General features: G+C 42.8%; 15 protein-coding genes. 9 read left to right on the forward strand and 6 right to left on the reverse strand.

Features of this window, described 5'->3' with window-relative positions:
* The first annotated feature begins 306 nt into the window (after positions 1-306).
* Entirely contained in the window at positions 307-468 is a 162-nt protein-coding gene (locus PQG66_RS06390; RefSeq protein WP_272036268.1) for a hypothetical protein, read from the forward strand.
* Between the two features lie 341 nt (positions 469-809).
* Positions 810-2,255 carry a stalk domain-containing protein gene (locus tag PQG66_RS06395; RefSeq protein WP_272036269.1) on the forward strand — a complete coding sequence of 482 codons (1,446 nt, stop codon included), beginning with the start codon at positions 810-812 and terminating at the stop codon, positions 2,253-2,255.
* Positions 2,256-2,464: 209 nt separating this feature from the next.
* Here the strand turns inward: PQG66_RS06395 and PQG66_RS06400 are convergent, their stop codons facing one another.
* A complete protein-coding gene (locus PQG66_RS06400) occupies positions 2,465-4,024 on the reverse strand; it encodes a glycine betaine uptake BCCT transporter (RefSeq protein WP_272036271.1) in 1,560 nt (519 codons plus the stop codon).
* 295 nt (positions 4,025-4,319) lie between these two features.
* Between PQG66_RS06400 and PQG66_RS06405 the strand changes: the two genes are divergently transcribed.
* Positions 4,320-5,549 (forward strand): MFS transporter, encoded by a 1,230-nt coding sequence (locus PQG66_RS06405; RefSeq protein WP_272036273.1) that lies wholly within the window; start codon positions 4,320-4,322, stop codon positions 5,547-5,549.
* Positions 5,550-5,771: 222 nt separating this feature from the next.
* Here the strand turns inward: PQG66_RS06405 and PQG66_RS06410 are convergent, their stop codons facing one another.
* Positions 5,772-6,329, reverse strand: a complete 558-nt coding sequence (locus tag PQG66_RS06410) for a TetR/AcrR family transcriptional regulator (protein ID WP_272036275.1) — start codon at positions 6,327-6,329, stop codon at positions 5,772-5,774.
* Positions 6,330-6,612: 283 nt separating this feature from the next.
* Positions 6,613-7,815: a multidrug effflux MFS transporter gene (locus PQG66_RS06415; RefSeq protein WP_272036277.1), complete on the reverse strand. Its 1,203-nt coding sequence runs from the start codon at positions 7,813-7,815 to the stop codon at positions 6,613-6,615.
* Positions 7,816-8,544: 729 nt separating this feature from the next.
* On the opposite strand from PQG66_RS06415, the gene PQG66_RS06420 reads away from it, so the two are divergent.
* The 3 genes from PQG66_RS06420 (at position 8,545) to PQG66_RS06430 (ending at position 11,863) form a co-directional block, all read left to right on the forward strand.
* Positions 8,545-9,789, forward strand: a complete 1,245-nt coding sequence (locus PQG66_RS06420) for a DUF418 domain-containing protein (protein WP_272036279.1) — start codon at positions 8,545-8,547, stop codon at positions 9,787-9,789.
* Between the two features lie 450 nt (positions 9,790-10,239).
* Positions 10,240-11,190, forward strand: a complete 951-nt coding sequence (locus PQG66_RS06425; protein ID WP_272036281.1) for a DMT family transporter — start codon at positions 10,240-10,242, stop codon at positions 11,188-11,190.
* Between the two features lie 277 nt (positions 11,191-11,467).
* Positions 11,468-11,863 (forward strand): hypothetical protein, encoded by a 396-nt coding sequence (locus PQG66_RS06430; RefSeq protein WP_272036283.1) that lies wholly within the window; start codon positions 11,468-11,470, stop codon positions 11,861-11,863.
* A 148-nt stretch (positions 11,864-12,011) separates the two neighbouring features.
* Here the strand turns inward: PQG66_RS06430 and PQG66_RS06435 are convergent, their stop codons facing one another.
* The 3 genes from PQG66_RS06435 to garR all read right to left on the reverse strand — a co-directional run bounded on the left by PQG66_RS06435 (position 12,012) and on the right by garR (position 15,788).
* The gene (locus PQG66_RS06435) at positions 12,012-13,331 is read right to left on the reverse strand and encodes a gluconate:H+ symporter (protein ID WP_272036285.1); all 1,320 of its coding nucleotides are present in this window, start codon (positions 13,329-13,331) and stop codon (positions 12,012-12,014) included.
* Positions 13,332-13,456: 125 nt separating this feature from the next.
* Entirely contained in the window at positions 13,457-14,893 is a 1,437-nt protein-coding gene (locus tag PQG66_RS06440) for a four-carbon acid sugar kinase family protein (protein WP_272036287.1), read from the reverse strand.
* Positions 14,883-15,788, reverse strand: coding sequence for a 2-hydroxy-3-oxopropionate reductase (garR, locus tag PQG66_RS06445; protein ID WP_272036289.1), 906 nt, complete (start codon positions 15,786-15,788; stop codon positions 14,883-14,885). The genes PQG66_RS06440 and garR overlap by 11 nt, the downstream gene beginning before the upstream one ends.
* Before the next feature lie 265 nt (positions 15,789-16,053).
* Between garR and PQG66_RS06450 the strand changes: the two genes are divergently transcribed.
* From PQG66_RS06450 to PQG66_RS06460, 3 genes are all read left to right on the forward strand, one after another.
* Positions 16,054-16,731 carry a GntR family transcriptional regulator gene (locus tag PQG66_RS06450; protein ID WP_272036291.1) on the forward strand — a complete coding sequence of 226 codons (678 nt, stop codon included), beginning with the start codon at positions 16,054-16,056 and terminating at the stop codon, positions 16,729-16,731.
* Positions 16,732-17,085: 354 nt separating this feature from the next.
* Positions 17,086-17,637 carry a DUF2569 domain-containing protein gene (locus PQG66_RS06455; RefSeq protein ID WP_272036293.1) on the forward strand — a complete coding sequence of 184 codons (552 nt, stop codon included), beginning with the start codon at positions 17,086-17,088 and terminating at the stop codon, positions 17,635-17,637.
* 327 nt (positions 17,638-17,964) lie between these two features.
* Entirely contained in the window at positions 17,965-24,387 is a 6,423-nt protein-coding gene (locus PQG66_RS06460; RefSeq protein ID WP_272036295.1) for a fibronectin type III domain-containing protein, read from the forward strand.
* The last annotated feature ends 93 nt before the right edge of the window (positions 24,388-24,480 follow it).

Here is a 24,480-nt window from a genome sequence, read left to right on the forward strand (position 1 = left end):
AAGCCAAAGATGAATTCACCTCCAAAAGAAAATATCTATCGCGGAAGTGTATTCAAAGCCCAGATTGTACCATTACATATTTTTGGAAACGATTTGTGATGCCCAAACGATTGGTTGCTGATATGTTCGGAAAGAATTAGCTAGAAGACTAGAATAGGATATACAAGAAAAACCTTTTACAAAACTTTACAGTCCGTTATAATACAATCATCTAGTGGATTAGCCAGCAAAAAAGGCGAAATGCTGTAATTACGATTCGTCAAATATTCACCTGCTTCTTACATCATAAATATCGGAGGTATGATCATGGTCAAAAAGAAAGTTTCCAAAGCCCTTAGTGCAGTTTTAATCGTTTCAATGCTGGCTACTGGCTTGGTAGTATCTATCCAAGGTAAAACAACGTTAGAAGTAGCGAAGTCAGCTGGAGAGAAAAAGGTCGAAGTAATTAAAGCTATTCAGAGCGCTTGATGCTCAATTGTATGGAGTTATACGACTCCAAAAGTGGTAGCTATGAAAGAAAAAACAAATAGAGCAATTCATGAACTTCAGCTTGGTTAACCTAGCTGAGGTTTTTTATTATTTGAAAATACAATGATACATCATTTAAGGATTCATTTGCTCTGGAATAATAGATGCTAGATAGACGGGTAAGAAAGAGAAAGGGTAGGTTCCTGTTCATCTTTAAGCCGAAATCAAGACAAATGGTTTTGTGCAGGTGGGTATCTTAGCCGCAACCTTTCAAGGGAGAGTGCGTTAATAGTATGTAGACATACAATCAGACAACTAGAATAAGGTGAGGATGGGGTAGAATGAATAAGTACTTATCAGGTGTAATTTTATCCATTGTCGTTGGATCTAGCCTGACTGGATACGCACCAGTAGTGCAGGCGGAACAGACAGCAATAGTGCAAGCACCGACGGAAGTCAGTTTTCAGGACGAGCAGCTGAAGAAAGCAATTCAAAAGGTATTAAACAAAAATGAGAACGAAGTGATACTTCAAAAGGATATGGAAGGGTTAACTTCAGTTAACCTATATGGAAAAGAAATTAAGAGTCTTGATGGCTTGCAATATGCTTCGAATCTAAAATATGTGAGTTTAAATCATAATAAAATCGCGGATCTATCGCCTCTCAGCACATTAACGAAGCTTAAAGGAATCAATCTTAATCATAATCAGATCACGTCAATTGAAGCTTTGTCTTCTTTGACAGCGTTGGAGGAATTGCAGCTTTCGGGGAATCAAATTGATTCTATTGAGGTGGTGAAGCAGTTACCGATGCTGAGATTTTTGGAGGTGAATGATAATAAAATCACCGATATTTCAGCGTTGTCATCAGCAAAACATTTAGAAGTGCTGGAACTTAGCAACAACCGAATCGCAGAGGTCGACTCTATCGTCAAATTACCTAAATTGATCTATCTGAACATTGCTAACACTAAGATCTCTGACTTAAGCTTGTTGAAGCCACTTTCCAATAACCTTCGCGTACTAAATGTTAGTGGGAATCAAATTACAGATCTTCGTGATTTAGAAGGAATGACGAAACTCACGGCCCTGTACGCGGAAAATAATTATATCAAGGATATAACTCCTCTAAAGAAGATGAAAAATCTATCATCGTTAAATCTTCGTTCCAACTTGATATACGATCTTGATCCATTAAGATCTCTTACAATGATTAATAACTTGTATTTGGATAATAATCGGATTTGGAATATTGATGCTCTTAAAAACCATAAATTCGATACCCATTATGACACAGGTGCATTACTATACGGACTTACTTTAAAAGGAAATTATTTAGATTTGCGGTCTACAACCAAATCGTATCAGTTGCTCCAGAAGCTTGCCGGAGACGGACATCAACTTAATCAATCCAAAGCTCAACGTCTGGTGATAGGAAGCACTACCGCCTATGTAGGAGAGAGCAGCTATAAGATGGATACTGCACCGTTCTTTCATAACAATCGCACCTACGTACCCGTTCGTTTTGTGGCCGAGCGCCTCGGAGCAAAAGTAACTTGGGACAAGAGTAAGCAAGAAGTGATGATCACAAAGGAGAATACAACGATCCGTTGGGGAATAAATCAGAAGAAGGCCATTGTAAATGGAAAAGCCGTCATGTTTGACACTACACCATTGTTGAAGAAACAAAGAACGTTTGTTCCTGTTCGGTTTGTGTCAGAACTGCTTGCAACCGACGTCGAATATGTGCCGAGTTCCAGATCCGTACTTATCTTTGAGAAGAAATAAACCGTTCGATAGAAGGTCATGCCGCAGCGCGGCATGGCTTTTTTACTATTGAAAGTATAGCTTCATGACAGGAAAACAAATTCAGATCATTCATCATTTTTGAGCTATGAAATCATCTAATGATTCAGTCACATGAACTCTTGTCAAAAGAAAGACCGCTTCCCAGAATACGTTGAGAAACGGTCTTTAATTCTGTTTTTTCAAATTACTCATTGCCTTTCAGGCATTTCATTCAGTAGGTTTTCTTGTGTCGCCAGCAGTCGTTTCAGCTTTTGGCGCTGTCGTTTTTCTTTCTGACGACGATCTCTGTCCTCCGCTTGCAGAGCTTTGAGAAGAGAGATACACATGCCTATAAGGACAACAGCGAAGGGAAGTGCAGCCACAATGGATGCTGTCTGAAGGCCGTTTAACCCCCCGCTGATCAGCAGTACGACCGCGATAGCAGACTGCAGAATTCCCCAAGTTAATTTTACTTTATTACTTGGGTCCAGCTTACCATCTGAAGTCAGCATACCCAGCACAAAGGTAGCCGAATCAGCGGACGTAATAAAGAAGATCATGATCAAAATTGTGGCAATGAATGCAACGATCGTACTCAGAGGTAGCTGCTCCAGCATTAGGAATAAAGCAGTAGTCGCATCTTCCTTGACTGCCTCTGCCAGATTGACTGCATTAAACAACTCCATGTGAAGTCCTGTCCCGCCGAAGACGGAAAACCAGATAAATCCGAAAAGGCTAGGGATAAGCATGACGTAAATAACAAACTCTTTTACAGTTCTTCCTTTGGATACCCTAGCGATAAACGTACCAACAAAGGGAGCCCAAGCGATCCACCAAGCCCAGTAAAATAATGTCCATGCCCCAATCCAGGTTTCTTTCGAGAATGGCGTCAGTCTTAAACTCATGTTCATAATATTCTGCAGGTAGTTACCCAAGGTTGTTGTGAATGTGTCAAAAATAAACGTAGTCGGTCCAGTGACCAATACAAACATCATCAATAACAGAGCGATCACGAGGTTGGTGTTGCTCAGAATTTTAATTCCTTTATCCAGTCCCGAGGTTGCCGAGATCAAAAAAAGTACGGTTACTACTGTAATAATGACAACCTGAACCATCGTAGAGTTAGGAATACCGAATATGTGATTCAGCCCGCCCCCGATCTGAAGTGCGCCTAATCCAAGGGAGGTCGCCACGCCAAAGACCGTGGAGATGACTGCGAGAATATCAATAGCCTTACCAAGCCAGCCTGCGGCAAGACGCTCACCAATCAGAGGAATGAAGGTGGAACTGATTAATCCTTTATATCCTTTCCTGAATTGGAAGTAAGCCAGCGCCAACCCGATGACGGTATATATTGCCCAGGGATGGAGCCCCCAGTGGAAAAAGGAATAACGCAACGAAAGTCTTGCTGCTTGTGCCGTTCCGGCTTCTGCTCCTTCGGGTGCAGATAGATAGTGGGACAACGGTTCAGCAACCCCCCAGAAAACCAGCCCAATGCCCATACCGGCACTAAATAGCATGGACAGCCAAGAAACCGTTGAATATTCCGGTTCATCATCGTCATCCCCCAGCCGGATACTCCCGAATCGACTGAATGCTACATAAAAAGAAAAGATGAGAAAGAACAATGTAGCAAGCAAGTAAAACCAGCCAAAATTGTGGATGGAAAAGTTGTATGCAACGTTAGCTACATCCGATAGCTGGTTAGGAGCGACGGCTCCCCATATTGCAAATAGTGCAACGATAATAATTGTGATTGTAAATACCATGATGAAACCCCCATTATGTAAGCTTTAGCTAACTATCCCTTATTATGTGCTAGTCCAGCTTGAAACCATGCGAAACACCAGCTGTTGATAAAATAAAACAAACCGACGTATCTTGAAACATTTGTCGGTTTGATTGATTTTTTCAGTGTATTATATAATACGAGAAATATTCGAATGTAAGTCGAAGACATCGGTCAATTGTGTTTTGTGCTAAACAGAAGGGCTCAGAAGAGAAATGATACAATATTTGCAAAGATCATTTAGACTTTAAAACCTTGGTATAAGGAAGTTAAATATGAAAAACAAAAACAATCATGCTTCAGGCAAGGGCAGCATATGGTCAAGAGCTTTCATTAGCATTTTCATTATCAACTTGATTCTGAATCTAAGTCAGTTTATGACAACTGCTCTGATTCCAAAATATGCTGCTCACTTAGGTGCAACCGCTACCATTATAGGAATGGTAACCAGTATGTTCGCGATCACCGCTCTTGGTGTTCGACCAATCGTTGGTCCGACCACTAGTTATTTTAAAAAGAATCAATTGTTAGCTGTATCTACAGGCATAATTATTCTTGCGTTTATCTGTTATGGATTAGCAAACCATATTACCGTAGTTGTAGTGGGGCGTTTGCTACATGGAATCGGTATGGGATTTCTGGCTCCGCTTAGTCTAGCCTTAGCAAGTGATGCCTTGCCAGAAAGCCGAATTGCTTCGGGTATAGGTGTGTTCTCAATGGGTCAGGCCATTGCTACTGCTATAGGTCCATTGCTTGGCTTAGAATTAGTTCAAACTTACGGATACAGTGCTACATTCTTTATCAGTGCAATAGGGACGAGCAGTGTACTTATACTATCCCTAAGACTGAAAACAAAAGCCCCAGAACGGAACAAAACATTCAAGATTTCACTCTATAACATCATTGCACCCGAAGTAATTGTTCCTACGGTTATCATGTTTTTTTTGGCAGGTGCCTTTTCCTGTATTAATTCATTTATTTTGATATATGGGGCCGCACTTGATGTTGATGAGATCGGTTTATTTTTCACCTCTTATGCAATAGGTTTGTTATTTACCAGACCCATAAGTGGGAAACTTAGTGAAAAATATGGACTAAGCACAACCATTATTCCTGGAATTATCATATTTGCTTTGTCATTTATAGTGATTAGTTACTCCAGGTCGCTTCCTATGTTTATCGTTGCGGGAGCAATCTCTGCGTGTGGTTATGGAATATGCCAGCCTTCCATTCAGACCCTCTGCATGAAGCTTGTATCCAGCGATAGACGTGGAGTAGCCGGTAATACGAACTATATAGGCGTAGATACGGGTTATTTGATCACGCCGTCCCTCGCAGGCTTCATCGTATCTGTAGTACAAAGTAATGGAGGAAGTGAAGTTGCTGGCTATGCCATAATGTATCAGGTGATGACCATTCCGATCCTTATAGCTCTGGCCATTTTCTTGCTGAAGAGAAAGTCTTTGAAAGAGAAGGAAGCTAGTAGCAATCTATCCTCAATATGAGGGCGTAGGACCGCATGGAAGATGGAACGTGAACATCTTCCATTAGAAGTCGCTAATTTAGCGGCTTTTTTCATCTATACATAACGTGAGTGAATTATCTTATTGGTCATTAAACTCTATAGCTGTGCAACTTGCTGAGTCATAGGTGCTTCAGAAAGAGGTGTGCTAATCATGCTTCGGAAGTAGTCAACTAAAAATAACAATAGTTATATGTTTATGCGACTATAGACTTCTTTCTAACAACGTACCCACTTGCTTTGCCATAACTTTCGGAGGAAATGGCATTTCATTTTTAATCCACCACTCAATGATCCCAACATATGCTTTTCCGGCATACTGCAACATAATATCTTCATTTAATTCGTTATTCTTCCCACTTTCTCTATCAATCTCATCTTTAAATCCTTCCATGAAAGAAGCAAGTAACCGAGTTCTAAAAGAGGATGGTGCCCCTTTATTCTCTTTGCTAGCTAACATAGTCGAGAAAAATAAATAGTTAGCCTCAAAATATTCGAAATAGGGTACGAGAGCATCGGTCCATTCCATCTCACATGCCCATTGATCCATAGCATCTAATTCGTTAAGATGTGATTCAATCAGTTTATCTAATAAATCATACTTATCGTGATAATGAAGATAGAGGGTCCCGCGATTTACATTTGCCTGATCCGCAATATCTTGAATCGTAATGTCGTCGAACTTCTTTATAGACATCAGTTCAATAACAGCCTTTTTCAATGATGCCTGCGTTTTTAAAACTCTACGATCAATATTCGTCATTTTGATATTCACCTAACTTCCTGAGATGATCCACACTATGAAAATGATTAAAACGATTAAATACACTGTCCATATTCAACAGTTGTGCTTAAGGTATTATTGTCCAATTTTAATTTTATAATAATAGACATCCGTTGAATAAACAATCCGTTTTGCTTATTTTATGAGTATATAATTGTAAAACAACTGAGAACCAAGAGGTGCGCTAGAATTAGAAAAAGAGAGTACCCATTTGATTGCTAAAAGGGCACTCTCTTTTTTGGTAACATCAGGGGGACACAATCTATTGAGCTGCGGAATCCGTTCTTTTCACGAAAATTACATAACAGATTACAGCCAATATGCTTGACATAAAAATTGTAACTCCGAATGGCACTGCCGAATGTTCTCCTGCAATTCCTACCAGGGGCGAAGAGATTGCACCTAGTGCATATTGTAACGAGCCTAACACCGCAGCAGCACTCCCCGCAATATGACCTTGTGAAGACATTGCAAGCGTAAATGAAACTGGACCGATAATTCCAATAGAAGATGCAAACAAGAAGATCGAGATAAAAAGAATAATGAATGGCCCTTTAGCCAAAACCACAATCAGAATGCCTGCTGTCGTTATTAACGCTAATTTTAATCCAATACGAAAAATAAAACGTTCGTCCACACGACCGGCCGATCTTTTAACAAACTGGGATCCTAATATGATAGCCAGGCCATTTAAAGCAAAGAGAATAGAAAACAGTTGGGGTGAAATACCGTACATATTCTGGTAAATGAATGGAGTGCCTGCAACATATGCAAAAACACCAGAAAACAATATACCGTTAACAAGCGCGTATCCCATAAAACTTCGATCTCGAAGTAAAGAACCATAGTTTCTCAATACTTCCTTGAAGTTGCCAGGAAGACGCTGCTCTAAAGGCAGGCTTTCTTTAATCCCCCAAAAGGTCATACCTGTTATAAGCAGTCCGATAAACCCTAGAAAAATAAATACGCCGACCCAAGAGGTATATGTAGTCACTGCACTGCCGACCGTAGGTGAGATCAAAGGTGCAATGTTACTGATCATCGTCAAGAGGGACATGAATTTTACCATCTCGACTCCGCTATACCGGTCACGAACGATTGCACGAGAGATTACGATTCCAGCAGAAGCGACAAATCCCTGGATGAACCGTAAGACAATAAAAATGCCGATACTTGGGGAAAAAGCACATGCTAGAGAAGTCAAAAGATAAAGCATCATAAAAACGAGTAAAGGTTTACGTCTCCCGTGAACATCACTTAAAGGTCCTGTAACAAGCTGTCCTAAACCTAATCCTAACAAACTAGCCGTCAAACTCGTTTGAATCATGGATGCGCTTGTATCATAATAATCCGTCATTTGTGGTAGCGATGAAAGGTACATATCAACTGTAAATGGTCCTAACGCTGAAAAAGCGGATAACATCAAGGCGAATAGTACAGGGTGGGTATTGAATTTTATATTCATCTCGCAAACTCCTCTTATTCTTAATTGGCAGAAATATTAACTTATAAATTCAATTTGTTGAACATATTGATAAAATCCTCCATAAGGTTATATAGAAAAGACATCTGTTTCTTTATCAACAGATGTCTATAAATCTAAAATATATGATCCATTAATACAAGATATATAAATCGTTAATTTGTTCGGAATTGTTGTCTTAACGACAATCCTGTCGAAATTGTTCATTATCAGACAGAGTGAAGTGAGAAAAGAGTGCTTCGAATGCAGAGGGCTTAGTGCGTTTGAAGCTTAAATAGTAAGTTTAGCAAAACATAACTGACCAGTCCGTAAACAGCTGACACTGGTAAAACGTGTTTAGAACCAACACTTTCAATAACGTTTAATAATGGGGACCATTAAGAATAAAATGGTACACTTCTAACTTCTTTATCTGACGGGTTAGGATTTGGATAGTGATCGGATCTTGATTATCTTGAATTCAATTGATGGATGAGGCTATGGGGCCAAACAGACTGTTTGAGTACAATAGGATTGAAACCATTGAATACCTCCTTCGTATAAACCATCATACATAATTGGGGGAATAAGGAATTAGTCTATGAGGGGGATTATTTTACGAAAGAGCATATAGTGGGTATCATTGACTTTGCTTTGCAGGAAACAGCACTATTAATGAACCTACAGCGTACATTCAAAACCTGATGTTACATTGAAGATAGAGGTGATTTATTGAACACATTAAATGCACGCGTTCGATTCATTGACGGATTGCGCGGATTCAGTCTGGCCGGTATTGTGCTAGCGAATATGCTGGCTTTTCAATATGGGCTATTTGGCCAAAGTGAGCCTCAACTGTTTGGGATTTCTGGAGCAGATCTTGCTTTTCACTCGTTCCTGTCAATCGCAGTTGTAGGGAGTTTTATGCCTATCTTTGCATTTATGTTCGGCTTCGGAATGATTAAGTTGTCAGAAAGTCTCCAGTCAAAAGAATTACGACCGAAGTGCCATCTGGCTCGCCGTTTTCTACTCCTACTAGGTATTGGCATGTTGCACTTAACCTTTCTATGGGAAGGTGACATTTTGGCGTTTTACGGCGTACTTGGATTCTTCCTGCTAATATTTCTAAACCGGAAACCAAAAACACTGCTAGTCTGGGCGACACTTTTACTCGCAGGAGCAGGATTGCTTGGACTCCCAGCTACAAATCCATCTGACCCACTCACTAACATGTCAACGCAAATGGAGAATTATATCATCCAGAGCAAGGACGTGTACACCAACGGCAGCTACTCCGAGATTATAAATTTCAGTAGTAATGTCAGTCCCTTTGGTGATGATTTAAGCGGAATGTTCGTTCTGCTGATCATTCTATTAGCCCCGCTCGTTACGGTGCCAATGTTCTTGCTAGGTATGCGCGCAGCAAGAATCGGAACCTTTAATGATCTCCAATCCATGAAGCGTACTTATTCCCGCCGTGCAGCTATTTTGATCCCAATTGGGTTACTGCTGAAAGGTTTCAGTGTATTAGCGCCCCAATACGGTGCGGAAGGGTGGTTCGGTATCGGATTAGGCAGTACCCTAGGAGGAACATTACTCGCCCTTGGATATATTTACGGCAGTGCTCTACTATATGTGAGGATAAGCCGTTCAAACCTTGTGCGTAGATTTGAAGCAGTCGGCCGTCTATCGCTGACGAATTACTTAATGCAAAGTGTAATCTGCACTACGATATATTATGGTTATGGCCTTGGGCTGTTTGGTCGTGTTGGGGTGTTCTTAGGAGCAGTCATTGCAATCGCTGTCTACAGTATTCAATTGTGGCTGAGTCCGTTGTATTTAAAGAAATTTCGCAATGGACCGGTCGAATACCTTTTACGGATCTGGACATATCTTTCATGGAAAGGGCAGCCAAGAACCAAGAAAAGAAAGCATCAAAGTTTAGAAGATAATGTGTCCGGTATAAACGGATTATGAAATGCTGTCGAAATGGAATAAAGCTGTCGAAGAATAACAACACGCATGCATCGAAGTCGCTACTTTAGCGGCTTTTTTATTTATCGTTATCAGTTCCTGTCCCGAGCCAAAGACATGAGCCTGTAACGATTACTGATTAGGTACATATCTAATCCGTTATTGTCTGTTAGTTCATTAAGCTAATATGCAGGATAGTTTCATAATGCTAGTTAATTTTTTTCTAATACAATTCGTTATCTATTTTTACACTAAAAACACAATTAGGAAGTACAATTATGCAATTGTAGTCACTTTTCGTATCGATTGGAAGTTAATGTTCATCAAGCATCCTCCATCGCTAAGCCTTGCACCCATTTTGATAGATTAACGAGAAACCCACCTTTTGGTCAATTAACATAACGCTATAAATGAGATATAGATAACGCTATATATCAAAAGGGAGATTATCAGATGAGCCGTGCAGTTGCTATTTGGATTGGAGTCTTTGTTACTTTTCTTTGGTCATCGTCGTATATATTGAACAAATTAGCTTTTGATGAAGGAATTAGTCCTTTTATGCTGGCAGGTTTGCGTTATGCTATTGCCGTGATCGTGATATTTCTTCTTTCATTCTTCTTACAACGAAGTAAGAAGAGGAGAGATCAACACTATACAGCAACTAAGGGTCCTGACACGAAATTGAAAATGCCGCACTTTATCTTACTAGGTATAACCGGGTATTTAATGGCCCAAGGGTTACAATATGCCGGTCAATATTTTATCTCTCCCACCCAAACCAGTATGATGCTTAGCATAGGTAATAATTTATTCATTATTCTTTTAGATATATTGTGGTTGCGTGAAGTTAAAAGTCGAGGAATTTTCATTGGCGTTTTCGGTTTAATCGTTGGTATTACTTTGTATTATTACCCTTGGAATTTTGAGACAGGAGCTTTAATTGGCATTGGTCTAGTCCTGTTATCATCCATTGGTTATTCTATACATTTGATGGCGAATCGTTATTTTATCTCACACAGTATGGCTCAAGCAAAACATCTTGTTTTACGGCCAATGCTTATAGGGGCTTTTTTCATGGTATTTATAGGTTTTTTGCAGGCCGGTATCCCAACAATATCTCTTAAACTCTTGACTCTTTTATTGTGGCTTGGAATTATCAATGGTGCCTTTGCTTTCTATTTATGGACTTCGATTCAAAAAACATTACGAGCATATGAAAGCAGTGTTCTTAATAACTTAGTCTTGGTTCAAGTTGCTGCTCTTGATGTGATCGTTCTTAATCAGAGGTTGAGTATTCTTCAAATTTTTGCTTTGATTTTGTTATTAGCTTCTGTTTGTTATATATCGCTTGAACCAAATTTGAAAAAGCTTCGGACTAAGAACGAGACATTATCGTCGTCATAGATTTTTATGAGTTTTTTCAAATAGAAAGCTACTAACAGGTAAGGGAAGGGAAGATAAGTAAGAAAATTAGCGGTCCAAGTGGCTGCCTTTTTTTCGTTAAGACAATTGCAACAGTAGCTTTAGTACCCATAAGAAATATAAAGCCAGCGTGATGTGTCCGTTATGGGAACCCCGGATCAAACTTCACAAAGTCCAAAATGTTTCGTAAAACAAAGCTTTACATATATTAGTTGTTGTATAATCGTGGTAGACATAGATATGTGAGGAGAGAGAGAGTTTGCATAAAAAGATAAAAAGTAACTTATTCTACCTAGCTGCGGGTATTTATCTCGGCATTGCAGTAGTAGCATTTATTCCATGGATTGAAATGAACTCAAAAATAACTGCATTTACAAGTATCATTGCACTGTTAATAACCATCTATGACTCTTCCAAGGTCAGCTTTAGTATATCCTTAACAGAGGGAAATGCACGAAAACAAAAAGTCCATTATGGGTTTATGACATTCATGAGAGTATTGATGATAATCTCGCCATTCGCCCTGTTGTTTTGGATTAATTATGAGAATGATGAAGAAGTTCTTGCAAGAATAAGTAATTATGTCACTTTTGCCGCCATTGGGATCGTATTTTTTACTAGAGGAATGGAAGTCAAAAGTCAAAGCGATCAATAAATGAAGCAATAAATGCTCTTTAGATAAGATTAGGCGTAGCCCAACTCCATAAAGATACATCGCACGCTCTGGAGCACAAGCAAAAAGAGTCAAAGCAGCATGCAACTCTGCTTTGACTCTTTTTGCACCTATAGTTAAGGTAAATGCGTCACATGAACATGTCCAAAATCAGGACACCTGCGAGTCCAACCAAGGAGATAATCGTTACCATAACGGACCAGGTTTTTATCGTTTTACCTATGCTTAGATTAAAATACTCTTTGTAAATCCAGAAACCTGCATCATTCACATGAGAGAACGTCACACTACCTGCACCAGCTGCCAGAACCATGAGTTCCGGACTTACCCCCGTAGCAGCAACCAACGGTGCAGCAATACCAGCTGCTGTCATACCAGCGACAGTTGCTGAACCTACAGCAATTCTCAAGATGGCTGCGATTAACCAAGTCAGTATGAGAGGAGAAAGAGTGGAGCCTGCCATAAGATCAGAGATATATTTGTCAATATGACTGTCGATCAAGACTTGCTTGAACGCACCACCACCAGCAATAATGAGAAGGATCATTCCGATTCCGCTTACAGAATCACTCAAAGATTTCATGATTTCTGGCATTTTTTTGCCGAGATTCAATCCAAACGTGAAAATGGCAACAATGACAGAAATCAATAAAGCCACATTCGCATTACCAATGAAATCAGTCACTGGTGAGATAGCTGAACCAGGTGCAAGGATTTGTACAAACGTTTGGAGCGCTATCAAAATGACAGGTAGAAGTGCCGTGAAAAGACTGATTCCGAATTTAGGAAGCTCTTCTTCCTTGAATTCTTTCGGATCAAACAGCCCTTTGGGGATGTCGATCTCCAAAGCTTCTTTTTTGAAAAATTTAGTATACACTGGACCTGCAAGAATAAATGCCGGGATACCAATAAGAATACCTAGAATCATCGTTAATCCGATATTGGCTCCAAAAACATTAGCAACAGCTGTCGGACCAGGGTGCGGAGGCACGAATCCATGCATCGTGATAAGTGCTGCAATAACTGGCATTCCTAGATACAGCACGGGCACACGTGCAGCTCTGGCGATGGTAAACACCAATGGAATTAAAACCACGACTCCAGTTTCGAAAAATAAAGCGATTCCAACAATAGCAGCTGTAATAACGGCTGCCAGCTGCGTTCGTTTCTGGCCAAAAGCGCTGATCATCGTTGTAGCAATGCGCTGTGCACCGCCGGAATCGGTCATCAATTTCCCGAGAATACCTCCAAAGATGATAATCATCGTTAAATGACCAAGTGTTCCACCTAAACCGGATTGGATGGACTCAATAGCCTGGATCGGTGTCATTCCTTCCAGTACTCCAACAGCCAAGGACACAATAATTAATGATATGAAAGCGTTTAACTTAAAGGCCATCATTAAGATGAGTAGTAGAACAACTCCAATGGTAACGGAGATAATAGGCATATGTTTTCCTCATTTCTGAATGATCTTGATTCTAAGACCAAATGCAGGGAGCGCACGGTTGTTACATTTATGGATCAATCCAGTGCTACTCCTTACGTTCTGGTCTTACTAAACCTGTACTTCAATTACTTCGTGCTTAACATTTCAACGACTTCTCTAAGATCCGTTTTGGTACCCACGTTACCCGGAAAGATGACATAAGAGATGCCCGGGAACTTACTTTCATTACCCGTGGTCCACACGGGAATACCTGGCCGAATCTGTCCGGCAACAGTAGCTCTTTTGACTTCAAGACCGTTGGTTCCAATATCGCTTGAGGTAATGCCGCCTTTTGCAATAATATAGGCTGGTTGTACTTTCAAACGTTTCACAATACTCGTAACTGCATCGGAAATTTGAACGGACAGCTTTAACTCATCTTCTTTTCTGTCCTCTCCAAGATCTAATCGCTCCCGTTTGGTATAGACTGCCACATTTTTACCCTCAAGAATCAGTTTATTAGTCGTTTCAACAACTCTGTTCAGTTCGCGCTCGAATTGATCAGGTTCCAGAACAAGGTGCACATTAAACTCGACAAACTCAACTGCACTTGACTTCTTCAGCTCTTCGAGCTGTTCCGTTGTTTTTTTGACGTGTGATCCAATGATAACTAATCCGCCATGATTGTTGTCGCCACTCATCATTTCTGCACGCGTAAGCAGACTTCTGTCGCTAATGCCTCCCATGACCTTGGTCAATGCAGCAGCACTTCTAAACATAAAATGTTTACCTTTGTGGATAGCTCGAATCAAAGCGATAGTGAAGAGCTGTACATCGGTATAATCAACTGCATTAACAATGACTTTATTAAAATTCTCAACATTCAACAACTGCTGTTCAATCAGATCAATGTTCATGCTGCGCAGGCTTTCAAGCGAGATATAAGTCATATGTTCGGCCTGATATTGACCGTTCGACTTTTCTTCAGCCCATTCGCCTAAATGTGATCGAGTGTAACCGAAGGTGCGGTCCTTCGCAAATTCAGTCTCTCCAGCAGGCACGAGTTCCGTATCATATTGAACATAGTGAACATTATCAATAGTGAAGCGTCCGCCTTCTTTGAAAAAGGGGAGAATGATCTCACCATCAAACTGGTTATCCGACTTCTCTTCAATTGTATCTTTCAACACTTCCGTCTCTAACGGATAGTGACCTCTTAACGTAGAATCTCCACGGCTAATAATCGTAAACTTGCGATTATTTTTCTTTGCAGCCTCTACAATATTTGCAGCAATCTCCTCATGGGCCTTAGATGTCTCAGCGGCGGTAAATCCACGTGAGTTCGTAAGAATGAAAAACATCGAATGCTCTTCTTTGAAACCTCTGTCGATGCTTTCCAGCGACCAATCCGTGTAGACCGATACACCGTGTACCGTCTGCACACCCGTTGGATCATCATCGAGTACGATAATTTTGTGATCCAATCCGTTAAGCTCTTTTTCAAGCATTTGCTGAACAAGGGAAGTATCTACAGAAGGAATGTTATTAAAGACTTCTTCAACAGATCGATTATTATTTTGCATGATCAAGACCCCTTACTTCAACATTCGCTAATTTTTCATAATACTGCACGATCCCACCGTGGTCATCCATCAGTTTTCCGTCAACCTTCAGTGCATGGAACATCTCTAACAGATGACTGGATAGGGGAAGAGGCACGCCAATCTCATGTGCTGTCTCCATGACATTCGTGATATCTTTCATGTTTATCGCAATCGTGCCACCTGGAGCAAAGTTTCGTTCCAAAATCAGCGGAACTTTGGCGTCCAGAACCGCACTTCCTGCTAAGCCGCCTCGAATAGCTTGGTACATTTTCTCAATATCTATACCCGCTTTCGCTGCCAGAACAAGTGCTTCGGACATAGCAGCAATATTCAAGTTAACGATGATCTGGTTCGCGAGCTTCGCTGTAACTCCGCATCCACTATCCCCTACAAGAGTGACTGCTGTTCCCATATCAAACAACACCGATTTGGCTTGCTCGAATACGCTTTCTTTTCCGCCCACCATAATGGCCAGAGTACCATCAATAGCTTTGGGTTCCCCGCCACTAACCGGTGCATCCAGAAAGCCAACTCCTTTTTTGGCAGCTTCTTCTGCCAGAGCGATGGAAACAGCAGGAGTGATGGAGCTCATATCGATAATAATCGATCCTTCTTTGGCTCCGGATAGAATGCCATGTTCACCTAAAACAACAGCCTGCACATGCTGAGAAGCAGGAAGCATCGTGATAATAATGTCCGAGTTCTCAGCGACTTCTCTTGGTGAGGAAGCTGCCGTAGCACCGGAGTCTATCAATATCTGAACCGCTTCCTGATTGAGATCATTCACGGTTAATTCATGTCCTGCTTTTCTGAGATTTAGAGCCATCGGTTTGCCCATAATCCCCAGTCCAATAAAACCTACTTTTTTAGCCATGATGTTGTCCTCCTAAACTTTTTTAAAACTAAACTATGTTTATGTCCATGAAAGGATATTGTTCTGCAAGCTGTATCACACAACATTAAAGCAGCTTGACGAACAAATATAATAATGAATCCTTACAGCAACCGCTTACATCGTTGTTTGCGTTATCATTGTATACTAAAAATATAAAATTGTATACATTAAAATCTTATTTTGTATACAATTTTTGAGTTTTAGTATATTTTTATCGAGGAGTATCTTATATTGGAATGCTTTTATGAACATTATTTGGTACTATATTGATATTAGAAATAAAACTGAGGTGAAGTTAGTGCATGAAAATAGTAGTTCACGACCGGCGTATCATCAGTGTTATGAAATTCTCCGAGACAAGATATTGAATGGTGAGCTTCCTAGCGGTCAGAAGATCGTTGAAGAAAAGCTGGCTGCAGAGCTTGGTGTTAGCAGAACACCCATCAGGGATTCGATTCGCAAGCTTGAGAACGAGGGGTTAATTCATCAGAAGAAAGTAGTTAAACCTACTGAAAAGGACCTACGTAATTTATTTAATGTTCGAATCTTACTTGAAGGGTACTCGGCCAGATGCGCGGCTAATTTCCTGAAAGATAATGAGATAGAAGAACTATACAAGTATGTAGAGATCGGAAGATCAGGAACGAAAGATGAGATCATGGCGGCCAATGAAAGTTTCCATAACGATATTGTAAAAGCGAGTAACAATCCACTCATGATCGATATTATTGATCGGATGCAGGCTATTATATATCTGTTCCGAAAAACAGTTGTGATCTATAATCGTCCGCATCTTATTGATGAGCATGAGGAAATTTATAATGCAATAAAGTCCAGAGACGGAGAAAAAGCAGATACTTTGATGAAAAAACATCTAGAAAACGATCTGAACTTTTATTTGCACGTCATGAGCAATCAATAAGGTTCAATGGCTTCAACTCATTATGATGAGGTATATCGAAATATTGGAATAAAGAATGATACTCGGAGGGAGAATATGGAGAGAAAAGGGGGATTCTATTTACCATTTATGGTGTTATCCCCTCATCGTAGACATTAAAAAAAGAGGACATGCCAATGTTGAGGTACACATATTCAACATATTCCTATTGGAGCCGCTAATTTAGCGGCTTTTTTTTATTTTATCGGTGTAAGTTATAATCCTTCTATTCCGCTGTAAAGTTGAGTTAAATTATAAAAATATTAAATTAAATACAATGATTTGTCGATAAACTTTATTGGAGAATTAATAAAACCAAATATTGGGGGAATATGTTTGCAAAATGTAGTAACGAACAGAGTAGATCAGGAAGAAATACAGAACGAACGAGTAGAAAAAGTAGAATGGAATAAAAAAGTTCATGGACCTAGAGGAATTGGTGGTTGGTTACTTGTCGTCTTTATAGGATTGCTTCTTTCATTACTGACAGTAGCGATTCATTTATTTAACATAACACTACCAGCATTATTTTCAGACTCTACGATTGTACGGTTTGAGACAAGTTACAATGCCGATTGGACGATCTATTTGACTTTCGATGCTGTGTTTAAGGGGGGCTTCGCCCTTTACTGTTGCTATGTTATTTTTAGATTTTTGCAAAAAAATCCGATTGTACCGCGTTTAATGATCATTTTATATTACGTGAATCTGATAGGTGTAATCATCGAAACATGCTTACTCTTAACGACTGTCGAGGCTGTTAGCGATAATTTCAATTTTTCATATTGGTCAATTGCTCAAGCTCTTGCCATATGTATAATATGGATTCCTTATTTTAAATTGTCTGATCGTGTAGATAACACATTTTCGGATTGTTGGAAATCCTAGAAAGAGAATACATAAGAATGCCTTGCGTCAGATACTTAATATAGTTGGTAGCCATTATTTACTCTTATTAATCCAGAGTTTACGTTGTCTAACAACTTGCCCACCGGCAATCGGGTCAGCAGTCTCCAAAAGGTCGATGTTCAAAATCTAATTTACTTAGAAGCAATAAACTGCTATATTTTAAGTAATTGCATATTAAGAACGGCGAGGAAGCACCTCGAACATAGGTACAGTCTATGTTCGAGGTGCTTTTTTTCGTTCTAGCCGAAGTAGTGTGCAACCGCTATACAGTGTTCTTTGACAATTTTATATATGGAGGTTAAATTCATGTTTCAGAAAAAAGGAACTCGATTACTGAGCGTTTTGCTTTGTACAACATTGATTACATCAATGCTTTCTATTGGAACGAAGACGGCATTTGCCGCTGCAGCTACGCCTTCTCTAAACGCTTACCATTCGGGAAATCATGTGAAACTGGAGTGGGGCGTAACGATGCAACCTCCAGACATCTTAAGTCAGACCTCCTTTGAGTCGGGTCAAGAGATCCCAAATCTGCATTGGTCGGGTATAGGGAATCAGTCAGTAGTTGCAGCCCCTGGTGGAGGTAATGCGCTTAGAGTAACAGACACCATGTCAAATCACACTGGTAACCTCATTAACTTTCCTGTAACACAGTCAGACTGGAGTGTTAGCCAATTCAAAGGTAAAAGTTTGCCAGGGGGCTCAGCTATTAGTATTACATTCCGAGCCATGGCAACCGGGGGAAACTTCTCGCAATTCTATTTCACTGCCGCTACTGGTTGGTACAAGAGGGGATACAACCTCACCGATACTAACGGAAAATTCGTAAAATTTGGACAGACCGTTGATTGGCGTAACCCACCAGACACAATTGCTGCATATGTTGATGGGGGTATAATTTCCTTAGTTGATGGTGATGTGGTAGTAATGGTTTCATCTCGCGATCAGAATTACAGTTATGGAGTGATGCTGTATCAATGGGATGATACAAATAAAATTTTTAGAAAGGCTCCTACTAACAACGCTCCATGGGGGCAAGTCCTTCCTAATGGACAGACATTTGCATTTAAGAATGAGATATTCAACTATGGAGATCAAATTCTGCGATACAACGAAGGGGGCGTTGGCTTTCCGGTCAGGCAAATCGCAAGCGATGGTGTTTGGACTACCTACAGTTTAAACACAGTATTACCAACCAATGATGAGTATGATTATATGACATACGGCATTAAACCGATGCTGTTCTGGCAGACCAACGGAAGTTTGTTTGTCGATGACATTACTTTTGGCTATGCGTCCCAAGTTAATTTATATAGGGACGGGGAGATGATCTATAGCGGTTATTTGTCTGACTTTGATGACACCACTGCCGTAGATTTGGAGGGGCCGAAACCTGTGACACTTTTGAATACCGTTGTATCAAATCGTTATCCTCAGATAACATGGTCGCCGTCTTCAGGGGATAACGGTACAACATACAACTATCAAATTCGAGCTGTCGCTCCAAGTGGGTCGTCACCCCTGTCAGCAAACAAACCTGTTACCGTTACCTCAGGAGTTAAGGGGTACTCCATCGTTGTCGATACTCATCCAACAACCGTACCAGATAATACAATTGAGACAACGGGTACGATCTACTCATGGCCGAATCAAGTGTCGAGCAACTTCTATGTTCACATTGCTGCGGTAGACAACCAAGGGAATATCTCTTCGATCGTGCACAAGCAATACACGGACACCATTGCACCTTCCCTCTCTGTTACTCCAAGTACGACCTCTTGGACTTCAGGTAACGTGACGTTGACAGCGAGTGGATCAGATAGCGAAACAGGGATTCATTCGTTGCAGCAGCCTGATGGAACGTGGACGGAGGGAGGTACGGCTTCGGTTGTAGCTACGGACAACGGGGCATATACCTTCGTAGCGAAAGATAACGCGGGGAACACCAAGAGCCAGAGCTACACGATAACGAACATTGACAAAACGGCACCTGCACAGCCGACCCTTACGCTGAATCCATCCGGATGGAGCAATAACATTGTTACAGCGACCCTGACTCCAGGAACGGATACGCAGAGCGGCGTGAAGAAGAGCCAGTACAAAATCGGTAATGGGGCCTGGACGGACTATGTTGGACCCTTCTTAGTCCGCACCGAAGGGCAAAACGTCATCTCGGCACAGACCATCGACAACGTGGGTAACGTGAGCACGATGGCGACCGCCACGGCATCGATAGACAAAACCGCTCCAAACGTCCCAACCTTGACGATGAGCAACGCGACATGGACGAATCAGGACGTAACCTTCACGATAGCCGATGGGAATGATACTGGCTCTGGTACAGCGAAAAGCCAGTATAAGGTAGGTACGGGAGGGGTCTGGACGGACTATGTTGGAGCGGTGTCCCTCTCTCAAGAAGGCGTAACGGATATCTACGCTCGTTCAGTTGATCGGGTCGGTAATGAAAGTTCGACGGTACAGGGAACAGCCCGGATCGACAAAACGCCGCCAAGTGATCCGAGCATCACGCTCAGTGATTCGACGTGGACTCCGACCCCCGTTACGTTCAACATTGGCGGTAGCAAGGACGTCAACTCGGTGTCGTACGAATACAAGCTAAACGATGGGGCATACACGGTTGGCACGAGCGGTACCGTGACAGCTAAGGGGAAGACAACCCTGACTGTACGGGCCAAAGATGCCGTGGGGAATGAAAGCAACGAGATCACGAGGACCATCTGGATCGACAACGCAGCTCCGACGATTACAATCACCCCGAACGCACAGGACTGGACGGCTAACGATGTGCCGGTAACCATCGCCTATGCTGATACTGAATCGGACATTAATCCGAATAAGCGGTTTTATAAGTTGACTAGTAGCGCGGAAACCCCTAGCAGCTGGAACGCAGCTACAAGTGATAACTTATCGATGACGATCCAGGAGGAGGGCACTTGGTACGTTCATGCGAAAGCAGAGGACTACGCTGGCAATACCTTCGACACCGTTTCACAGGCAATCCGGTTACAACGAAGTGCCAGCATTCCCGGCAACGTACGGGTAACGCAGGTGACGGAAAAGACAGCACAAGTTGCTTTCGATTTACCGGAATCCGTCTACCCGGACGGCTATAGTTATGATGTGACCAACGAAACGACAGGACAGACCTGGACACTTCAGCATCCGAATCATACGATCACGGACACGGCGCTGGAGGGGGGCAGGGTCTATACCTACACGGTACGAGCCAGCAACCATGTGGGTCAGAGCGCCAAGAGTGCTCCGGTCACGGCGCTAACGCTGCCAAAGGCTCCGGAGAACATCCACATCGATGTGGTGGGAACCCACTACGGCATAGCGGCCGTGAGCTTTGATCCGGTGGAGAGTGCAACAGGCTACCGAATTGTAGTGAAGGAAACGGGCCATACCGAGGTCTATAACCAGTCGGTGACCGATACAGTCTACCAACCCATCGGCAATCTGAGTTCCGGGACCTTGTACCATATTTCGGTGAGTGCCATCAACGCTTCGGGCGAAGGGGCAAGTAAGAATGTGAGTTTCAAGTCGCTGCCGTCCGCGCCAGGGAACTTCAAAACGGCGCAGGTGGGAGAACGCGACATCCTCCTCTCGTGGGATACGGTGACTTCGGCTACGTACTATAACCTATCGAGAGGCGGGGTGCCCATCTATGGAGGGGAGCCGCGGACCAGCTACCACGACACATTATTGGAACCTGGAACGTTCTATCCCTATGAGCTGTATGCAGCTAATGAAACCGGGGTAGGCGGCGCGAGTCAGTTTAGCACGATCACGCTACCAGCACAGGTCACGAGCTTGCAGGTGTCGAGCCCAACCGCTTCAACGCTCTCCCTCCACTGGGATGATATGAAGGGCGCTACCCAATATGTCGTTGATCTCAACGGGCAGCGGTATCAAACTGTGCCGAGCGACACTACAATGCTGCGAGTGAACGGACTGACACCGGGAACGCCGTACACCTTTGAAGTTCATGCCGAAAATGCAAGTGGTTCGGGAGCGAACGCTACCGCAAGTGGCCTCACGATCCCCGAACAAGCTACCGGATTGCATACGACAGGTACTCATGAAACAGGTACCACCTTAAGCTGGGACCCGATTACCGGAGCTGATCAGTATCGCGTGACAATCAACGGCAAGACCGTTGAAGTGGCCGGGACCTCCTACAATGTAAATGATCTGGAGGGTAGCAAGACTTACAGCTTTTCCGTAGAGGCAGGTAATGCATCCGGATATGGGGAGAAGGCAGAAGCAAGCTTCTTGACCGCTCCGTATGCTCCCGGCAACTTCCAGGTGACCACGACAACCGAACATACAGTCGGCCTGAAATGGGATGCTGTGCAAACAGCGAGATTCTATGAAGTGAGCATCGACGGCCAAGTCGTAGGTAACCCCACTGCACCTGAATTCCAAGCAATGGATCTGGAGGCTGGAACAACGTATGAGTTGACAGTAAAAGCCGTGAATGCCACAGGGACCAGTAAGGCAACCCCGGTAACCTGGATGACCAAGCCGTCTGCACCGACAGGTGTAAAGTCGGTACTCGATGCGTACAAAGCGGAAGTCACTTGGGATTCAATGCAGGGAGCCGTAGAGTATGTGATTGAGGACGGAAGCACGGTGTTATACCGTGGAACTGACACCAAGACCACACTGACGGGACTCTCGGACGGAACGATGTATCATTATACGGTCCGTTCGTTGAATGTAAACGGCATCTCATCGGAGAAGACGAGCTTTGACCTCCTGACCTTGCCAAGGAAGCCCGTAGAGCTTGGAACGACAGATATTCAGACGAAGCAACTGACGCTGGATCTGAGCAAAACGCAAGTGGTGGGCGCCGATCAGTATCTGATCGAGCGTGACGGAAAGCGACTGGCTTCCATCGCCACAACCAAACGAGCGTACACGGATAAGAACCTTTTGCCGGGAACGAAGTATACATATGCTGTCCAAGCGAAGAACGCTTCAGGTGTAGGTGAGACAGCGACGTATGTAGTGACAACTAAAACGTTAGCAGTAACTGGATCAGGCATCAAGGTGATGCCAGAAACCCATGCAATAGGGGTGACGTGGAATACCGTACCTGGTGCAGTCTCCTACCAAATCAGGAACACAGTGACCGATGAGGTGTACAGCACATCTAGCAGCAATGCCGTTCTGATGAATTTGCCAGATGGTGCAAAGGCAACCTTTGAACTGATTGCCATCAATGAAAGTGGCGTAGAATCGGAGGCTACGATATTCGGAGCTATGACCAAGCCGGTAGCACCGGCAACGGCGAAGGTAAGCAGGGTCACGGATACGACCATTACACTGGACCTGTCAGGAAGCGCAGTTCGCGGTGCAACAGAATTCATCATCGAGCGTGATGGAAAAGAAATTGGCAGAACAGCAGCCGACCAGATTTCATTCCAAGACCACAGACTTTCTCCGGGCAAGACGTACACCTACGTAGTTAAAGCTGCGAATGAATCGGGGAGTAGTGATGAAGGATTCTCAGTGAAGGTACAGACCCTGCCCGCCACGGTGAAGAGCTCAGCCAAGCCAGGAGAAGTAACCGAATCCAGCATCAGTATTTCATGGCAAGCTGCTGAAGGAGCAGACGGGTACCGCATCTTGATCGGGAACCAGGTCTATACCGTAACAGACCAAACCTCGATCACGATAGCAGGGCTGGAGAGCGCGAAGACGTACGACACTGTACGTGTAGTGCCGTACAATGAAGCCGGAGACGGCGAAACGATTGCGGTTCAGAAAGCTGAAACGCTACCCAGCGGCGAATTCACGGTCGAAGCTATGGCGAAAAGCACGCACGAGCTGGAGTTCAAATGGATACTTGCATCCCCGAATGAAATCTTTGTCCTGGCCAAGGAAGGCAAGGAAGTCTACCGCGGGAAGGATCGATACTTTGTGCTCGGTAAGCTGCTGGCATCGACTGACGTAGCGATCCAAATTTGGACCGAAAATGCAGGTGGTGCAAAAAGTAAAGTGGAAACCGTTCGTGGACGAACGAAGGCAGAAACATTTTCGCCAAGCAGTGGTAGCGGTACAACGACACCAAAATCAGTCCCAACGGTGCCGCCAAATGAGCCGCAGCCGACGCTAGAACCGAAATCGACACCCGAGCCCAATCCAGCGAAGCAAGTACGCTTCATAGATATCTCATCCACGTTTAACAAAGAGCAGATTATGTACCTCGCTCAGCAGGGAATCGTGTCTGGGGTGAGCCCAACAAAGTTTGAACCTAAACGTCCGATTACCCGAGCGGAATTCACCGCCCTGATTGTACGGATGATGGGCATCCAATTAGAAGCATACGAAGGGACGTTTAAGGATGTACATGCAGAGGATTGGTATGCACCGTATGTGGGGACGGGCTTGTCACAAAAGGTGATTACGGGCATGGGTCAGAGTATCTTTGCGCCAAACCAAAATATTACCCGAGAGCAAGCCTCGGTCATTCTGGCCAACGTAACGAAGTCCATCAAAGGAATCCGCCCGGAGGACAGTCAGATCTTTACGGATCACGAGCGGATTTCATACTGGGCAACGGAGAAGGTGGAATATCTGTCTGGTCTACAGATGATTAATGGTTATGAGGATGGAACGTTTCGTCCGCTGAATGATCTGACACGAGCGGAAGCCGCAGCGTTGATTTATCGCCTGAAGAATTTCCTCGAAGTGAAGTAAGATGATCTAGATGAGGGAGGTTGCTAAAAAAGCAGCCTTCTTTTTTTTGCAATAACATGCAAGCAGAACTAAACGTCCACCAGATTCCCAAGA

Origin of the sequence: Paenibacillus sp. JJ-100 (assembly GCF_948329825.1) — a bacterium.
In the GTDB taxonomy this organism is placed as follows: domain Bacteria; phylum Bacillota; class Bacilli; order Paenibacillales; family Paenibacillaceae; genus Paenibacillus.